A 15,589-nucleotide genomic window follows, 5' to 3' on the forward strand; every position below is an offset into this window, starting at 1 on the left:
TCAAAAATTGTTTTTGATGTTCGATGCTGTGAGTGCCCACACAGATTGCTTGATTCAAATTGTTAAAGAGCGACGCAACAGTGTGTTGCTGCGGGAGTGGAATTCTACTCAACCGCTTTCTCGAGTCAAGCCTTATTTTCAAAGGCTTTTGAGGTTACCGACTTGGCTTTCTGCGTTGCCGCTTGCCCTGTCGATGGAGGCGCATTATAGAGATCTGGATCACGCTTGCAAGGGCCTTTTCGAATTAAATTCGCATTTTTGGTTCAACAGCTCACTAATCACCCAAAAAGCGTATTTATCCTGCAATGACATACCCGTTTGGCGAGCTCGCTATCCTCTAGGATGGCGTGGCGGTGGTAGCAGATCAAGGTTGTGGCGATTTGGTCTCTCTACATCTATATGCATGGTGATCGAGGTCACGCCTTCGGGTAACATAGCGCCCCTTTGCGATTCACACACTCTTGGGCTTTGGAGAGTTTAATGCCTTTTGCACTTGGCCAGCGTTGGATTAGTGATACAGAGACGGATCTGGGGTTGGGGACTGTCGTTGCTGTTGAAGGACGCATGGTTACCCTGTTGTTTCCGGCTACCGGTGAAAACCGCATGTATGCCAAAGAAGAGGCGCCGGTCACCCGGGTCAGCTTCAATGTGGGCGATCAGATCACCAGTCACGAAGACTGGACCATGACGATCGACGAAGTGCAGGAGAAAGACGGCCTGCTTATATATGTAGGTGTTCGCACCGACAATGATGAGCCGGCTGTCCTCAAGGAAGTGTTTCTCAACAACTTTATCAAGTTCAACAAACCGCAGGATCGCCTGTTCGCCGGTCAGATCGATCGGATGTCCCGATTTACCCTGCGCTACGAGGCGCTGGTCAACCAGCACCAGCGTCGTCGCAACCCGACTCGTGGTCTGGCCGGTGGCCGGGTCAGCCTGATCCCGCACCAGCTCTATATTGCCCATGAAGTGGGTCACCGCTACGCCCCGCGCGTACTGCTGGCCGATGAAGTGGGTCTGGGCAAGACCATCGAAGCGGGCATGATCATTCATCAGCAGCTGCTCTCCGGCCGCGCCCATCGAGTGCTCATTCTGCTGCCCGAAACGCTCCAGCATCAGTGGCTGGTCGAAATGCTGCGCCGCTTCAACCTGCACTTCTCCCTTTTTGACGAGGAGCGCTGTATCGAGGCATTCGCCGATGCAGAGAACCCCTTCGAGACCGAGCAGCTGGTGATCTGCAGCCTCGACTTCCTGCGCAAGAAGCGTCGTCGCTTCGAGCAGGTGCTGGAAGCCGAGTGGGATCTGCTGGTTGTCGACGAAGCCCACCATCTGGAGTGGAGTGAAGAGGCGCCGAGCCGTGCCTATGAGATGGTGGAAGCGCTGGCCGAACAGGTACCGGGCGTGCTGCTGCTGACTGCAACCCCGGATCAGCTGGGCCACCAGAGCCACTTTGCCCGTCTGCGCCTGCTCGATCCTGAGCGTTTCTACGACTACGAGGCCTTCCTCGCCGAGGAGCAGGCCTATGGTCAGGTCGCCAGCGCAGCGCAAGAGCTGCTGGATGGCGGGACCCTGAGCGATGAAGCCAGACAGACCCTCGCCAGCCAGCTGGAAGGGCTGGACTTGAGCGATGCCGCCGCCCGCCAGCAGGCGGTCGCCAAGCTGCTGGACCAGCATGGCACCGGCCGGGTGCTGTTCCGCAACAGCCGCGCCAATATTCAGGGCTTCCCCGAGCGTCACCTCAACGTCTACCCCATGCCGCTGCCGGAGCAGTACAAGACCGCCATCAAGGTGATGGGCATGATGGGTGGCAACGGTGGCGATCTGCAGACCCGTGCCCTGCGCTACCTCTATCCCGAGAAGATCTTCCAGCAGTTCGAAGGTGACAACGCCACCTGGACCCAGTTCGACCCGCGCGTCGAATGGTTGCTGGAGCTGCTGCTCTCAGCCCGCCAGCAGAAGGTGCTGGTGATCTGCTCCGAAGCGGCGACCGCTATCGCGCTGGAAGAGGCGCTGCGTACCCGTGAAGGGATCCGTGGTGCCGTGTTCCACGAAGGGATGTCGATCCTCGAGCGGGACAAGGCCTCCGCCTATTTTGCCCAGCAAGAGGGTGGCGCCCAGGTGCTGCTCTGCTCCGAGATCGGCTCAGAGGGTCGCAACTTCCAGTTTGCCAGCCATCTGGTGCTGTTCGATCTGCCCCTCAACCCGGATCTGCTGGAGCAGCGTATCGGCCGACTGGATCGTATCGGTCAGCAGAATACCGTCGAGATCCACGTTCCCTATCTGGAAGGGACTGCCCAGCGCGCCCTGCAGCTCTGGTATCACGATGGTCTGGACGCGTTCGAGCAGACCTGCCCGACTGCCCGCCCGGTATTCGAAGCGGTACGTGAAGAGCTGTTCGAGCTGCTGGCCGCCAACACCGGCGATCAGGCAGCCCTCGACGCCCTGCTGGTCAAGACCCGCGAACTGCACGAGCCGCTCAAGGCACGACTAGAGCAGGGCCGCGATCGCCTGCTGGAGATCCACTCCAGCGGTGGCGCTGCCGCCCAGCAGCTGGTCGAAAAGCTCGCCGCCGAAGATGACGACACCGGCATGATCTCCTTCGCTCTCAAGATGTTCGACGAGATCGGCGTCAATCAGGATGACCGTGGCGAGAACGCGCTGGTGCTGACCCCCGGGGATCACATGCTAGTCTCCAGCTTCCCGGGCCTGCCGCAAGACGGCATGACCATCACCTTCGATCGCAACACTGCCCTGTCGCGGGATGACATGGCGCTGCTCTCCTGGGATCACCCCATGATGCGCGGCGGTATCGACCTGATCCTGGGCTCCGAGATCGGTGCCACCTCGGTCGCACTGCTCAAGAACAAGGCACTGCCCATCGGCTCCATCCTGCTTGAGCTGATCTTCGTTGCCGAGTCTGCGGCCCATCCCCAGCTCTACCGCTTCATGCCGCCGACGCCGATCCGTCTGCTGATGGACAAGAACGGCCAGAATCTGGGTGAGAAAGTGGCGTTCGATGCCTTCAACCGCCAGCTGACGCCGGTCAACCGCCACCTCGGCAGCAAGCTGGTGACTGCATCCCAACCGGTGATCCACGGTCTGATCGGCAAGGGCCAGGCCATTGCCGAAGAGCTGAAAGCCGGGATTGTCGACAAGGCCCGCGCCCAGATGGCGCAGACCCTGCAGCAGGATCTGGATCGTTTGGAAGCGCTCAAGGCGGTCAACCCGAACGTGCGCGACAGCGAACTGGATTATCTGCGCAATCTGCAGGCAGAATTGCACCACCTGATCGATCAGACCCAACTCAAGCTGGATGCCATCCGCTTTATCGTGGTCACCCATAACTGACAAGGTACCGACTGATAGCGGCCAGACCCAGCTCAAACTGGATACCCAAGGCCGCTTTGTCGTGGTTACCCATAACTGATGGGGGCTTGCCCCCACCTTCTGATGCGAGACATTTATGTTTGAATACTCACCGCCTCTGGAACCCTGGCTCGATATCCTGTTCAAGGACAAGGACATCATGGTGGTCAACAAGCCCACTGGCCTGCTAAGCGTCCCCGGGCGCGGCCCCGAGAATGAAGACAGCGTCCTGCATCGGGTGAAACAGCAGCACCCCAAGGCGGCGGCAGCTCATCGCCTCGACATGTCCACCACTGGCGTCATCGTCATTCCTCTCAACCCCAACTCTCATCGGGAGCTGAGTCGGCAATTTCGCGAGCGGGAGACCGAGAAGCACTACCTCGCCTGGGTGTGGGGTGAGCCGGAGGCAGAGTCGGGTCAGGTAGATCTGCCGCTCTGCGTCGACTGGCCCAACCGCCCGAAACAGAAGGTGGATCACGAAGAGGGGCGTCACGCCCTGACCCTGTGGCAGAAACTGAAGGTGGAAAACGGCAACAGTCTGATCAAGCTGACCCCCATCACAGGTCGCTCGCACCAGTTGCGCGTCCATATGCTGGAGCTGGGGCACCCGATCCTGGGTGACAACCTCTATGCTCATCCGGATGCGCTGGCGGCAGCGCCCCATCTCTACCTTCATGCGGCCAGCCTGACCATCAGTCACCCCCGCAGTGGCGAGCGGATGACCTTCGAGGCGCCGGCTCCTTTCCCGGTCTAATCCCGCAAATCGCAGAGATAAAAAAGCCCCCATCGCAAGATGGGGGCTTTTTCATTAGGGTCAGACGCGAATATCGATCTTGCTTCCCAGAGAAGCGCTGGCCGATGTCGGTGCAACCGGCGCAGATTGCGCTGCGTTTTGCAGCAGCTTCAGCGCAGCTTCGCCCTCTTGGGTCTGCTGTTTCTTGGCCAGACTGGCCGTCATCAGAGCAGAACCAAACGACGCATTTGCAGAACTTGATATATCCATAGGGTTCCTCCTGCACTCAACAGTATCGGCCAAGCGGCCCCGAACATAAGCCCTGAATGCAAAACAATCTGAAAGTCGCTTTTCTATCAATCAGATAGCAATAGCATTCATGGCCCCTGTTCACCTCTGGATGACGCCTTCAAGCTCCTGTGCCGTCATCGGCCGAAGCACCTTGCAAGGGTTGCCGGCCACCACCACATTGGCGGGCACATCTTTGGTCACCACCGAGCCTGCGCCTATAACGCTGTTGTCACCGATAGTGACGCCGGGGCAGATGACGACGCTGCCGCCAATCCAGACGTTGTGACCGATCCGCACCGGCTTGCCGAACTCGACACCCTTGATACGTGGCGCCACCGCCACCGGGTGAGCAGCGGTGTAGATCTGCACCCCGGGCGCCAGCAGCACGTTGTCGCCGATGTGCACCTCGCAGACGTCGAGGATGGTGCAACCCACGTTGGCGTAGAAGTTCTCGCCGACGAAGATATTGGCGCCATAGTCGCAGAAGAACGGCGGATTGATGGCACACGCTTGGCCACGGCCGCCCAGCAGTTCATGGAGCAGGGCATCCCGCGCCGGTTTTTCCTGCCAGCTGGTGTTGAAGGTGTGATAGAGCTTGCGGCAGCGCTCACGCGCCGCTTTCAGCCCGGGATCGCCCGCATCATAAGGCTCCCCCGCAACCATCTTCTGCCACTCGGCACCACGCGCATGCTGCTGTTCAGCTGCAACCATTTCCTCGCTCATCCACTACTCCATCAGCCAGATCAGGGATTCATAAGGGCGCAGCATACCCGATTGCGGTTGGGCCGGGCTATCGGGGTAGTTGCCGAGCAGCAGCCGACCTTGCCCGCTTTGTAGCTCGGCAGGCAAGGTAAACTCCACCGGCTCGCCGTAGAAGTTGCTCACCACCAGCAGGGTCTGACCGTTAGCGCGGCGGGCATAGGCCCAGATCTGCGGGTGCCCGGTCAGCAGCTCCTGATAATCCCCCTGAGTGAAGATGGGATGCGCCTTGCGAAGGGCGATGAGATCCCGATAGTGCCAGAACACCGAGTGCTGGTCGGCCAGCGCCGCCTCGGCGTTGATCTCGGGATAGTTGGCGGCAGGCTTGAGCCAGGGCGTTCCTTGGGTGAAACCTGCGTTGGCCGCAGCGCTCCACTGCATCGGGGTGCGCGAGTTGTCGCGGGACTTGGCAGCGAGAATGGCGAGGATCTCGGCCTCGCTCATCCCTTCCGCCTGCTTGATGGCGAAGATATTGCGGCTCTCCACATCCTGATAGTCATCGATGCGCTGATAGCCGGGGTTGGTCATGCCGATCTCCTCCCCCTGATAGATGTAAGGGGTGCCTTGCAGGCCGTGCAGCGTGCTGGCCAGCATCTTGGCGGCCACGACCCTATGCTCACCCTCATCGCCAAAACGGGAGACGATGCGCGGCTGATCGTGGTTGCACCAGAACAGCGCCGACCACCCCTTGCCATGCATGCCGCTCTGCCAGTGGTTGAAGATGCGCTTGAGTTCGAGGAAGTCGAACGGCGCCTTGGTCCACTTGTCGCCGTTGGGGTAATCCACCTTCAGATGGTGGAAGTTGAACACCATGGAGAGCTCGGAGCCATCGAGGGCGCCATAGCGCTGGCAGTGCTCCAGCGAAGTAGAGGACATCTCCCCCACCGTCATGGCGCCGACAGGAGCAAACACGTCGCAGCTCACATCCTGCAGGAATTCGTGGATGCGCGGCCCGTCGGTGTAGAAGCGGCGGCCATCGCCAATATCGTCGTTCGGGAAGGTCTGATCCTTGGAGATAAGGTTGATAACGTCGAGCCGGAACCCATCCACCCCCTTCTTGGCCCAGAAGTGAATGATGTTTTTCACCTCGGCGCGCACCGCCGGATTTTCCCAGTTGAGATCCGCCTGCTCGCGGGCAAACAGGTGCAGGTAGTACTGGCCGGTGGCTGAGTCCAGCTCCCAGGCGCTGCCACCAAACTTGGATTGCCAGTTGTTGGGCACGCCGCCATCGACCGGATCGCGCCAGATGTAGTAGTCGCGGTAGGGGCTGTTTTTATCCCCCAGCGCCGACTTGAACCAGGCGTGCTCGGTGGAGGTGTGGTTCACTACTATATCCATCACGATGCGGATGTCGCGCGCGTGGGCGGCAGCCAGCAGCGCCTCGAAATCTGCCATGTTGCCGTAGGCGGGGTCGATGGCAAGGTAGTCGGCAATGTCGTAGCCGTTGTCCACCTGCGGGGATACGTAGACAGGGGTCAGCCAGAGGGCATCGACCCCCAGGGTTTTGAGATAGTCGAGGCGGGCCATGATCCCCTTGAGGTCGCCGGTGCCACGGGCAGCGGAATCCTGAAAGCTCTTGGGGTAAATCTGGTAAATCACGGCACTCTGCCACCAGGGTGTTTGGCTCATGGGTCTTTCTCTTGTCTCGAATATGAAATGGAGAGGGCGACCCGCGGGTCGCCCTGATAATCATTGTCAGGCGCTGGCTTGGGTCAACTTGCCAGCGGCTTGCTGGCGCTTGTAGACCAGCAGGGTCAGCACCACCGGCACCACGATGGCGACCAGCATGGCGATGGCAAATACCGCCCAGTATTGCGGCTGGATGGAAAGGATGCCCGGCAGGCCGCCCACCCCGATGCCGTTGGCCATCACCCCGGCGAAACCGCAGATGAGGGCGGCAAGGCTGGAACCCACCATGGCGCACAGCATGGGGAACTTGTACTTGAGGTTGATGCCGTACATGGCTGGTTCGGTCACCCCGAGATAGGCGGAGATGGCGGCAGGCACGGAGATTTCCCGTTCGTTCTCCTTGCGGCTAATCAGAATGATGCCGACGACCGCAGAAGCCTGAGCGATGTTGGAGAGGGCGATCAGCGGCCAAATCGGGGTGCCACCCATGCTCTGCATCAGCTGCAGATCCACCGCGTTGGTGGTGTGGTGGATGCCGGTAATGACCAGCGGCGCGTAGAGGAATCCGAACAGGGCGGCACCGATAGGGGCGAAGGAGCCGGTCATGGCCGCCTTGGCAGCGAAACCAACGCCATCACCAATCCAGCGACCGAACGGGCCGATAAAGGCGTGGGCCACGATCACTGCCAGCAGCAGCGAGACAAACGGCACAATCACCAGATAGAGATAGGCCGGAATGATCCGCTTGAGGTTGGTCTCCACCCAGGCGAGGAACACACCCGCCAGCAGCGCCGGAATGACCTGGGCCTGATAACCCACCTTCTGGATCACGAACAGGCCGAAGTCCCACACCTCGGGAGTCTGCTGACCAATGCCGTAGGCGTTCATCAACTGCGGTGACACCAGCGTTACCCCCAGCACAATACCGAGGATCTCGGAGCCGCCCATCTTCTTCACTGCAGACCAGCAAACACCGACCGGCAGGAAGTGGAAAATCGCCTCGCCCAGCAGCCAGAGGAAGGCGTGTACCTGAGCCCAGAACTGGCTGATCTCGGTGAGGGTGTGAGTGCCATCGTCGAACATCTTGATGTCGCCGATGACGTTGCGAAAGCCCAGGATCAGACCGCCGGTGATGATGGCGGGCAGCAACGGTACGAAGATCTCCGCCAGATGGGAGATGCCCCGCTCCAGCGGGTTCATGTTCTGGCGTGCCGCCTGCTTGGCGGTCTCCTTGCTGCCACCGCTGACGCCGAGCTGCTCGGTCAGCGCCTTGTACCACTGCTCTACCTCGTTGCCGATCACCACCTGGAACTGACCGCCCTGGGTGAAGCTTCCCTTCACCGCCGGGATGGTTTCGATGGCCTTGCTGTCGGCCTTGGCCGGATCGTTCAGGACGAAGCGCAACCGGGTCAGGCAGTGGCTGACGGTGGCGATGTTCTCCTTGCCGCCGATCTTGTCGATCAGGGTGGCAAGCTGCTGTGCGTTGATCTTGGACATGGGTCTTCCCTCTGTGACGCCATTGAATAGTGGTCTGTATCGCCCTTTTGAGCCAGTCTGTCGGCCGGAGCGTTTTTGGTATCGTTCCCATTTAGCATGCCGACAATCTGGCCAGATCGAAATGGGAACGTTCCCAATTCGTGGCCAGCATCACAAAAAGCGCACTTTTTGTTCAGTCCGGAGTGATGGGGGTCACAGGGTTCGACAGGGGGCGATTGTCACCAGCGGAGGCTGATCCTGCTCAATCTGGCCGAGCAGCTGACGCGCCGCCTGCTCCCCCGCCCCTTTGTAACCAAGATCGAGACTGAGGGCGTTGGGGAAGAGGAAGCTGAGCATGGGGTTATTGCCAAGGCCGGTCACCAGCACCTCGCTACGCCCTTGTTCTTGCAGGTATTTTGCCGCACCGATGGCGAGGGTGTCGCTGGCGCAGACCAGCGCGCCGGTCGTCGGGGTAAGCAGCTCGGCAGCCAGCCGGTAGCCACTCTGCAGGCTGAGATCACCGAGGGCGCTGCGCGGGCGCAAGCCCTGCTCTGCGCAGTAAGCGAGATAGGCGTCGAGGCGGCGCTGGCCGGTGGTGAGATCCGAGGCATCCACCCCCAGATAGGCGATGTCGCGGGCGCCACGGCTTGCCAGTTGCGCCAGCATGGTGCGCACCGCACCGGCGTCGTCAAAGCAGACCGAGGAGAAACCGGGATATTCACGGGCGACCAGCACCAGCTTATCCCTGAGCGGCGCCATGGCGGCATAGTCCAAATCATTGAAGGCAAACAGGATGACGCCATCCACTCCGCGCCGCTCCAGCACCGCCAGATGCTCCTGTACCTTGGCGGGGGAGAACTTGCTCTCCATCAGCACGGCATCGTAGCCACGCTGGTAGAGGGTCTCCAGCATGCCGCGCACCGCCTGATTCTCCGAGCTGGAGTCGAGCCGCGAGACGATGATCCCCACCACCTGCTGGCTCTGGCTGCGCATGGCCCGCGCCGACTTGCTCGGCACGAAGCCATGTTCGGCGATGATCTGCTCTACCCGCTCGCGGGTCTCCTGCTTCACCTTGGGATCCTGATTAAGCACCCGGGAGACGGTCGACTTGCCAACGCCACTCAGTCTGGCGATATCGAGGATGGTCAGTTTCTTGTCCATGAATTGGCTCACAGGAGGCTAGGCGGTGGAATTGCCCACATTGTTGTGATTAACCCCTGTGAATACAAGCCCATGGCGTTAGAATGCCCTTTTTGCCCCGCCGTCAGGGTGTATGGGCACAGCACAGGATGCCCATCATGGATCTGCTGGCCAGTCTGCTCTTCTCCCTCTCCATCACAGGCCCCATCTGCGTGGTGCTGCTGCTCGGCATCTTGCTCAAGCGGTTGGGGCTGCTGCCGGATCCCTTTACCGAATCCGCCTCGCGACTGGTGTTTCAGGTCACCCTGCCCGCTCTGCTCTTTCTCAGTATTCTGGGTACCAACTTCGCCACCATGCCGAGCCTCTGGTTTATCGGCTATGGCCTGCTCGCCACCGTTATCAGCTATCTGGTGCTGGAACTGCTGGCCGGACGTTTTATCGGGGAGCAGCGGCTGCGCGGCATCTTCGTGCAGGGGAGCTTTCGCGGCAACAGCGCCATTATCGGGCTCGCCTATGTGCAGAACGCCTACGGCCACGAGGGGTTGGGGGCGGCGGCCTTCTATGTCGGCGCGGTGACAGTGCTCTACAACATACTCGCAGTGATCACCCTCACCCGCAGTCTCGGCGGCGCTACCGGTATCCGCCCCATTCTGCTCGGCATCATCAAGAATCCCCTGATCATCGCCATTGTGGCGGCGCTGCCCTTTACCCTGCTCGGTATCAAGATGCCGCAACTGCTGCTCACCACCGGCAGCTACTTCGCCAACATGACGTTACCGCTGGCGCTGCTCTGCACCGGCGCCTCCCTCAGCCTCGATGCTCTGCGTGGTGGTGCAGCCATTGCGGGCTGGGCCAGCATCATGCGGCTCTGTCTCATTCCGGCTGCGTTCACTCTTGGGGCGGCCCTGCTCGGCTTCAGCCATCTGGAGCTGGGTATTCTGTTTCTCATCAGCGCCACCCCGACTGCCGCCGCCAGCTATGTGATGACCCGTGCCATGGGGGGCGACAGCGTGCTGGCCGCAAACATCATCGCCACTACCACCCTTGGATCGCTGGTTACTACCAGCCTCGGGGCAACCCTGATGAATTATCTGGGTCTTATGTACTGACGGCTTGACCTTGCCGGAGGCGGCAGCTTTAGGCTGGCGCCCATCAACAGAGGAGATATCCCATGACCATCGAACTCACCGTGTCCGGCATGTCCTGCGGTGGCTGCGCCGCCAGTCTGCAAAAAGCGTTGCTGGCCCAGCCTGCGGTCACCACCGCAACCGTCGATTTCGCCAGCAGCAAGGCCGTCATTGAGAGCGAGCTGAGCAAGGCCGAGCTGATCGCCCTGATCGAAGCCAAGGGTTTCTCTGCGAGTTAAATTATCTCCATAGAGGTATAAAACAGGTTAAAAATCTGTACTCACCTGTCTTTTGGTGAGTTTTATCACAGACCCGGGTTATTAAACGGGCAAACTTGCTGCGATTATTCCAACCACAAGGATTTGCAGCATGACCCTACCGATCCGCAAGACCCTGCTCGCCGCCGTCGTCGGCCTGACCCTCTCCCCCATGGCCATGGCCCTGCCCAACGTCCATATTCTGGCAACCGGCGGCACCATTGCCGGAGCTGGCCAGTCGGCTACCCAGTCCAACTACGAGGCTGGCAAGGTGGCCATCGAAACCCTGATCGCCGCCGTGCCTGAGATGAAGAACGTGGCCGATGTGCAGGGTGAGCAGGTGGTGAAGATCGGCTCCCAGGACATGAACGACGAGGTGTGGCTCAAGCTAGCCAAGCGGGTCAACGAGCTGCTGGCCAAGGATGACGTGGATGGCATCGTCATTACCCACGGCACCGACACCATGGAAGAGACCGCCTACTTCCTCAATCTGACCGTCAAGAGCGACAAGCCGGTGGTGCTGGTCGGCGCCATGCGCCCCTCCACCGCCATGAGTGCCGATGGCCCGCTCAACCTCTACAACGCCGTGGTGACCGCCTCCGACCCCGCCTCCAAGGGCCGTGGCGTCATGGTGGCGATGAACGACACCGTGCTCGATGCCCGCGACGTCACCAAGACCAACACCACCGGGGTGCAGACCTTCGCTTCCCCCAACTTTGGCCCGCTGGGTTACATCCACAACGGCAAGATCGACTATCAGCGCAGCCCGGCCCGTCTGCACACCAGCAAGACCCCGTTTGACGTGAGCAAGCTCGACAAGCTGCCGCAAGTGGGCATCGTCTACAGCTACGCCAACGCCACCGACTTGCCTGCCAAGGCGATGGTGGATGCCAAGTTCGACGGCATCGTCAGCGCCGGGGTGGGTAACGGCAACCTCTACCACACCCTGTTCGATACCCTGGCCAAGGCGAGCAAGGACGGTATCCGTGTGGTGCGCTCCGCCCGCGTACCGACCGGCGCCACCACCCTGGATGCCGAGATCGATGATGCCAAGTACGGCTTCGTGGCCTCCGGCACTCTCAACCCGCAGAAAGCGCGGGTGCTGCTGATGCTCTCCCTGACCCAGAGCAAGGATCCGGCCCAGATCCAGCGCTGGTTCCAGCAGTTCTGATAAGGCGTTTCTGAACTGAGATGAGCAAGGGCGGGACTTCCCGCCCTTTTCCATCCTGCCATGCCACTTCGCCAAGCTCCCGCTTCGTCCATGACACCATTTGGCGGGGTCATCCTTCCCTTTTCCGGCCATCTTTTTCAGCCATCACAAAGCGCTGTCATCAAATTAGCGAGCCGGATCACCCGCTTTCACAAGCGCATCGCCGCCAAATTCATTACACTGCCAGCGATCTTATCCACTCAAGGAGTGCTGTTGCTGTATGGAAATATTGATCCTGCTGGGATTGATTTTGCTTAATGGCGTCTTCGCCATGTCAGAAATCGCCATCGTCACCGCACGCAAGGCTCGCCTCGGCAAGCTTGCCTCTGAAGGCAACCGCTCCGCCGCCATTGCCCTCAAACTGGGCGAAGACCCGACCCATTTTCTCTCTGCCGTCCAAATCGGCATTACCAGCATAGGTCTGCTCAACGGTATCTACGGGGAATCCCTGCTGGCCCAGCCCTTCTCCCTCTGGTTGCAGGAGTGGGGGCTCCCGGCCAAGAGCAGTGGCCTGATCGCCACCATCATAGTGGTGGTGGTGGTTACTTACCTCTCCATCGTGGTGGGGGAGCTGGTGCCCAAGCGGCTTGGCCAGCTCAATGCCGAGCGCATCGCCTGTCTGGTGGCCCGCCCCATGCACTGGCTCGCCACCCTGACACGCCCCTTCGTCTGGCTGCTGTCGGCCTCCACCAATGCCAGCCTGCGGCTGCTGCGGGTCAACCAGAACGGCAGCGCCAACGTTACCGAGGAGGAGATCCACGCCATGCTGGTGGAGGGCTCTGAAGCCGGGGTGATCGAGGATCATGAACACACCATGCTGCGCAACGTCTTCCGTCTCGACGAACGCAGCCTCTCCTCCCTGATGGTGCCGCGCAGCGATATCCGCTATCTGGATCTGGCGCTGCCGCTGGAGACTAACCTGCAGCGGCTGGTGGAGTATCGCCACAGCTATTTTCCGGTCTGCGACGGCAACCTGTCAGAATTGGTGGGTATCATCAATGTCAGCAAGGTGCTGCACGCCTATATCAAGGGGGAGCCCATCGATCTGGCTGCCCTGACCCAGGAGGGCAGCCTGCTGCCCGAGACCCTCAACGGCGTCGAGCTGCTCAACCACTTCCGCACCCACAGCGAACAGATGGCGCTGGTGGTTGACGAATATGGCGAGCTGCAGGGGCTGGTCACCCAGCAGGATCTGCTGGAGGCGCTGGCGGGGGATTTCCAGCAGGAGGATGGTGAAGACAACTGGGCCTTCCGGCGCGCCGATGGCAGCTGGCTGCTCGACGGCCTGATCCCGTTGCCGGAATTAAAGGACTGTCTGGAGCTGGTTCGTCTGCCAGAAGAAGAAAAACATCACTATCACACCCTCGGAGGGCTTATCATGCTGCTCCTTGGTCGTGTTCCACAAACCGGAGACTTGGTGACACTGGAACAGTGGCAACTGGAAATTGTTGACATGGATGGCCTGCGCATCGACAAGGTGCTCGCCATGCCCTTGACCGATCAACCCAGCTAACCTGCGGAGTTTGCAAGTATGGAGCAGTTTTACCAACTGGCTCACGCCTTTATGAATCACGATCTGAACACACTTTCCGATCCCAAGATGGCCTTCATGATCTGTGGTGTGATTCTGACGTTTCTGGTACTGGAAAACGGATTCATCCCTACCGCCTTTCTGCCCGGTGACAGCCTGCTGATCCTCACCGGCGTACTCATCTATCAGGATGTGTTGTCTCTCGGGGTGATCCCGCTGTTGATCATGGCTACCTTTGTCGGCACCTGGCTCGGTTACATGCAGGGGCGCTTTCTCGGCCACACCCAGCTCTACCATCGGCTGATGTCCCATGTGGAAGAGCGACACCAGCAGAAGGTCTACCACCTGCTGGATAAGTACGGGATCATCACCCTGATCACCGCGCGCTATATCGCCTTCGTGCGCACCGCCTACCCCTATATCGTGGGAGCTACCGAGCTGCCCCAGGGGCGCTTTCTCATCGTAAATCTGATCAGCTCCATCATGTGGATCTGCCCGCTGGTCGGGTTTGGCTACTACCTGAGCCACACCAAGCTGGCCGCCGAATACCAGACCCAGTTCTTCAACATCATCATCTATCTGCCGGTGGCCCTGCTGGTGGGTGGCATGGTGGCGCTGGTCTGGCGCTGGATCAGCAAACGCAGGGCCGCGCAGCCGCGGGATTGACCCTTCGCCCAACGCCCGACCCGAAAGCCCTCGCCAGAGGGCTTTTTTGATCGCCTATTTTGCGCAAATAGCAGAAATAGTCCCGCTCGGCCCTTGTAAAGCCGGGGTAAAAATGAGTGAATCTAGCGCCTTTTTTTGGATGGGAATGGAGTCGGTTGTATGTGGTGTCGGATTCGCGCAGCAGCGCTGGTTGTCGGGTTGATGGGAATGCTGGGATTGCCTGCGGTCAGCGCGGCACCCAACCCAGCCAAACTGGAAGTACGCTCAAGCAGCGCCCTGGTCGTGGATGTAAAAACGGGCAAGACGCTCTACCAGAAGAATGCCACCAAGGTGCGTCCCATCGCCTCCCTTACCAAGCTTATGACAGCGCTGGTGGTGCTGGATGCCAAACAGAATCTCAACCAGACCATTACGGTCGACAAGAACGATCTGGATCGGGTCAAACACACCCACTCCCGCATCCGCATGGGCACCAAGGTGACCCGCCGCGACGCCCTGCATCTGGCATTGATGTCCTCCGAAAACCGGATGGCCTCGGCACTGGCGCGTCACTATCCGGGCGGTCGCAGCGCCTTCGTGCGGGCCATGAACAACAAGGCCAGACAGCTGGGGATGCGTAATACCCACTTCTACGACTCCACCGGCCTCTCCACCCGCAACGTCTCCACCGCCCAGGATCTCGGCAAGCTGGCCGCCGCCGCCTATCGTCAGCCGCTGATCCGTCAGTTCACTCAGGATGAGAACCGGGAGATGCGCTTCAGCGCCCCCGCCTACAGCCTGATGTTCAACAACACCAACCCGCTGGTGAAAAACCCGGATTGGGACGTGCGCCTCTCCAAGACCGGCTTCACTGACGAAGCGGGTCGCTGTCTGGTGATGCGCGCCAAACCGGACAGCCGCGAGCTTGCCATCGTGCTACTCAACTCGGTGGGCAAACGCACCCCCATCGGCGATGCCAACCGCATTCGCAAATGGCTGAAAAGCTGAGTAAATATTTCAACACGAGAGGATGCTGCGGCATCCTTTTTTATTGCCCGCAGAACGCCTCAGCAGGCCTTGCAGGATGTTGATGAGCGAACCCTTAGTGATGTCTGCGCGGCATCTGCCGTTGCAACGGCAGGCATACAGCGCGCCTATAGATGAGGCAAAGGGTAGTGAGGCGGTGCAACTATCAGAAGAACTGTGCACAATCACAGATAGGGGAAGAAATGAGGACCAGAACAGCCAGGTAAACGGGCGATCCACCCGCAACAGCGCACGGGGATCCGCACCAAAAAGTTAAATATCGCCCATAAAAAAACAGCCCCGACCGAAGTCGAGGCTGTCTATATGGTGCGCCCGAGAGGATTCGAACCTCTGACCACCTGGTTCGTAGCCAGGTACTCTATCCAGCTGAGCTACGGG

14 protein-coding genes are annotated in these 15,589 nt (G+C 60.0%); 9 read left to right on the top strand and 5 right to left on the bottom strand.

Annotated elements, in window-relative coordinates; all coding sequences use genetic code 11:
* The 3 genes from G5315_RS20245 to rluA all read left to right on the top strand — a co-directional run.
* Positions 1 to 481: hypothetical protein (locus G5315_RS20245; RefSeq protein WP_421333889.1), on the top strand; the 481-nt coding region annotated here is incomplete at its 5' end.
* Positions 481 to 3,348, top strand: a complete 2,868-nt coding sequence (gene rapA, locus G5315_RS20250; protein ID WP_421333890.1) for an RNA polymerase-associated protein RapA — start codon at positions 481 to 483, stop codon at positions 3,346 to 3,348. The genes G5315_RS20245 and rapA, both read left to right, overlap by 1 nt.
* 115 nt (positions 3,349 to 3,463) lie before the next feature.
* Positions 3,464 to 4,120 carry a bifunctional tRNA pseudouridine(32) synthase/23S rRNA pseudouridine(746) synthase RluA gene (gene rluA, locus G5315_RS20255; RefSeq protein WP_069528708.1) on the top strand — a complete coding sequence of 219 codons (657 nt, stop codon included), beginning with the start codon at positions 3,464 to 3,466 and terminating at the stop codon, positions 4,118 to 4,120.
* 60 nt (positions 4,121 to 4,180) lie between these two features.
* On the opposite strand, the gene G5315_RS20260 is transcribed toward rluA, so the two are convergent.
* The 5 genes from G5315_RS20260 to treR all read right to left on the bottom strand — a co-directional run bounded on the left by G5315_RS20260 (position 4,181) and on the right by treR (position 9,415).
* Positions 4,181 to 4,369 (bottom strand): hypothetical protein, encoded by a 189-nt coding sequence (locus tag G5315_RS20260; protein WP_005336040.1) that lies wholly within the window; start codon positions 4,367 to 4,369, stop codon positions 4,181 to 4,183.
* A 120-nt stretch (positions 4,370 to 4,489) separates the two neighbouring features.
* Entirely contained in the window at positions 4,490 to 5,113 is a 624-nt protein-coding gene (locus G5315_RS20265; RefSeq protein WP_421333892.1) for a sugar O-acetyltransferase, read from the bottom strand.
* Between the two features lie 3 nt (positions 5,114 to 5,116).
* The gene (gene treC, locus G5315_RS20270) at positions 5,117 to 6,778 is read right to left on the bottom strand and encodes an alpha,alpha-phosphotrehalase (protein WP_421333894.1); all 1,662 of its coding nucleotides are present in this window, start codon (positions 6,776 to 6,778) and stop codon (positions 5,117 to 5,119) included.
* 66 nt (positions 6,779 to 6,844) lie between these two features.
* Positions 6,845 to 8,275, bottom strand: a complete 1,431-nt coding sequence (gene treB / locus G5315_RS20275; RefSeq protein ID WP_005348758.1) for a PTS trehalose transporter subunit IIBC — start codon at positions 8,273 to 8,275, stop codon at positions 6,845 to 6,847.
* A 192-nt stretch (positions 8,276 to 8,467) separates the two neighbouring features.
* On the bottom strand, positions 8,468 to 9,415 hold the full coding sequence (gene treR, locus G5315_RS20280) for a trehalose operon repressor TreR (protein WP_421333896.1): 948 nt from the start codon (positions 9,413 to 9,415) through the stop codon (positions 8,468 to 8,470).
* Between the two features lie 137 nt (positions 9,416 to 9,552).
* Here treR and G5315_RS20285 point away from each other — a divergent pair, with 137 nt between their 5' ends.
* The 6 genes from G5315_RS20285 (at position 9,553) to pbpG (ending at position 15,172) form a co-directional block, all read left to right on the top strand.
* Positions 9,553 to 10,503: an AEC family transporter gene (locus tag G5315_RS20285; RefSeq protein ID WP_005336047.1), complete on the top strand. Its 951-nt coding sequence runs from the start codon at positions 9,553 to 9,555 to the stop codon at positions 10,501 to 10,503.
* A gap of 62 nt (positions 10,504 to 10,565) precedes the next feature.
* Positions 10,566 to 10,760 carry a heavy-metal-associated domain-containing protein gene (locus G5315_RS20290; RefSeq protein WP_005357810.1) on the top strand — a complete coding sequence of 65 codons (195 nt, stop codon included), beginning with the start codon at positions 10,566 to 10,568 and terminating at the stop codon, positions 10,758 to 10,760.
* A 130-nt stretch (positions 10,761 to 10,890) separates the two neighbouring features.
* Entirely contained in the window at positions 10,891 to 11,949 is a 1,059-nt protein-coding gene (gene ansB / locus G5315_RS20295; protein WP_005348754.1) for an L-asparaginase 2, read from the top strand.
* Positions 11,950 to 12,208: 259 nt separating this feature from the next.
* Positions 12,209 to 13,501, top strand: coding sequence for a hemolysin family protein (locus G5315_RS20300; RefSeq protein ID WP_005336050.1), 1,293 nt, complete (start codon positions 12,209 to 12,211; stop codon positions 13,499 to 13,501).
* A gap of 18 nt (positions 13,502 to 13,519) precedes the next feature.
* A complete protein-coding gene (locus G5315_RS20305) occupies positions 13,520 to 14,185 on the top strand; it encodes a DedA family protein (protein ID WP_005343012.1) in 666 nt (221 codons plus the stop codon).
* A 159-nt stretch (positions 14,186 to 14,344) separates the two neighbouring features.
* Positions 14,345 to 15,172 carry a D-alanyl-D-alanine endopeptidase gene (gene pbpG, locus G5315_RS20310; protein WP_005348750.1) on the top strand — a complete coding sequence of 276 codons (828 nt, stop codon included), beginning with the start codon at positions 14,345 to 14,347 and terminating at the stop codon, positions 15,170 to 15,172.
* Positions 15,173 to 15,589 lie beyond the last annotated feature (417 nt).

Origin of the sequence: Aeromonas sp. 603607 (genome assembly GCF_049171595.1) — a bacterium.
Lineage (GTDB): Bacteria > Pseudomonadota > Gammaproteobacteria > Enterobacterales > Aeromonadaceae > Aeromonas > Aeromonas veronii.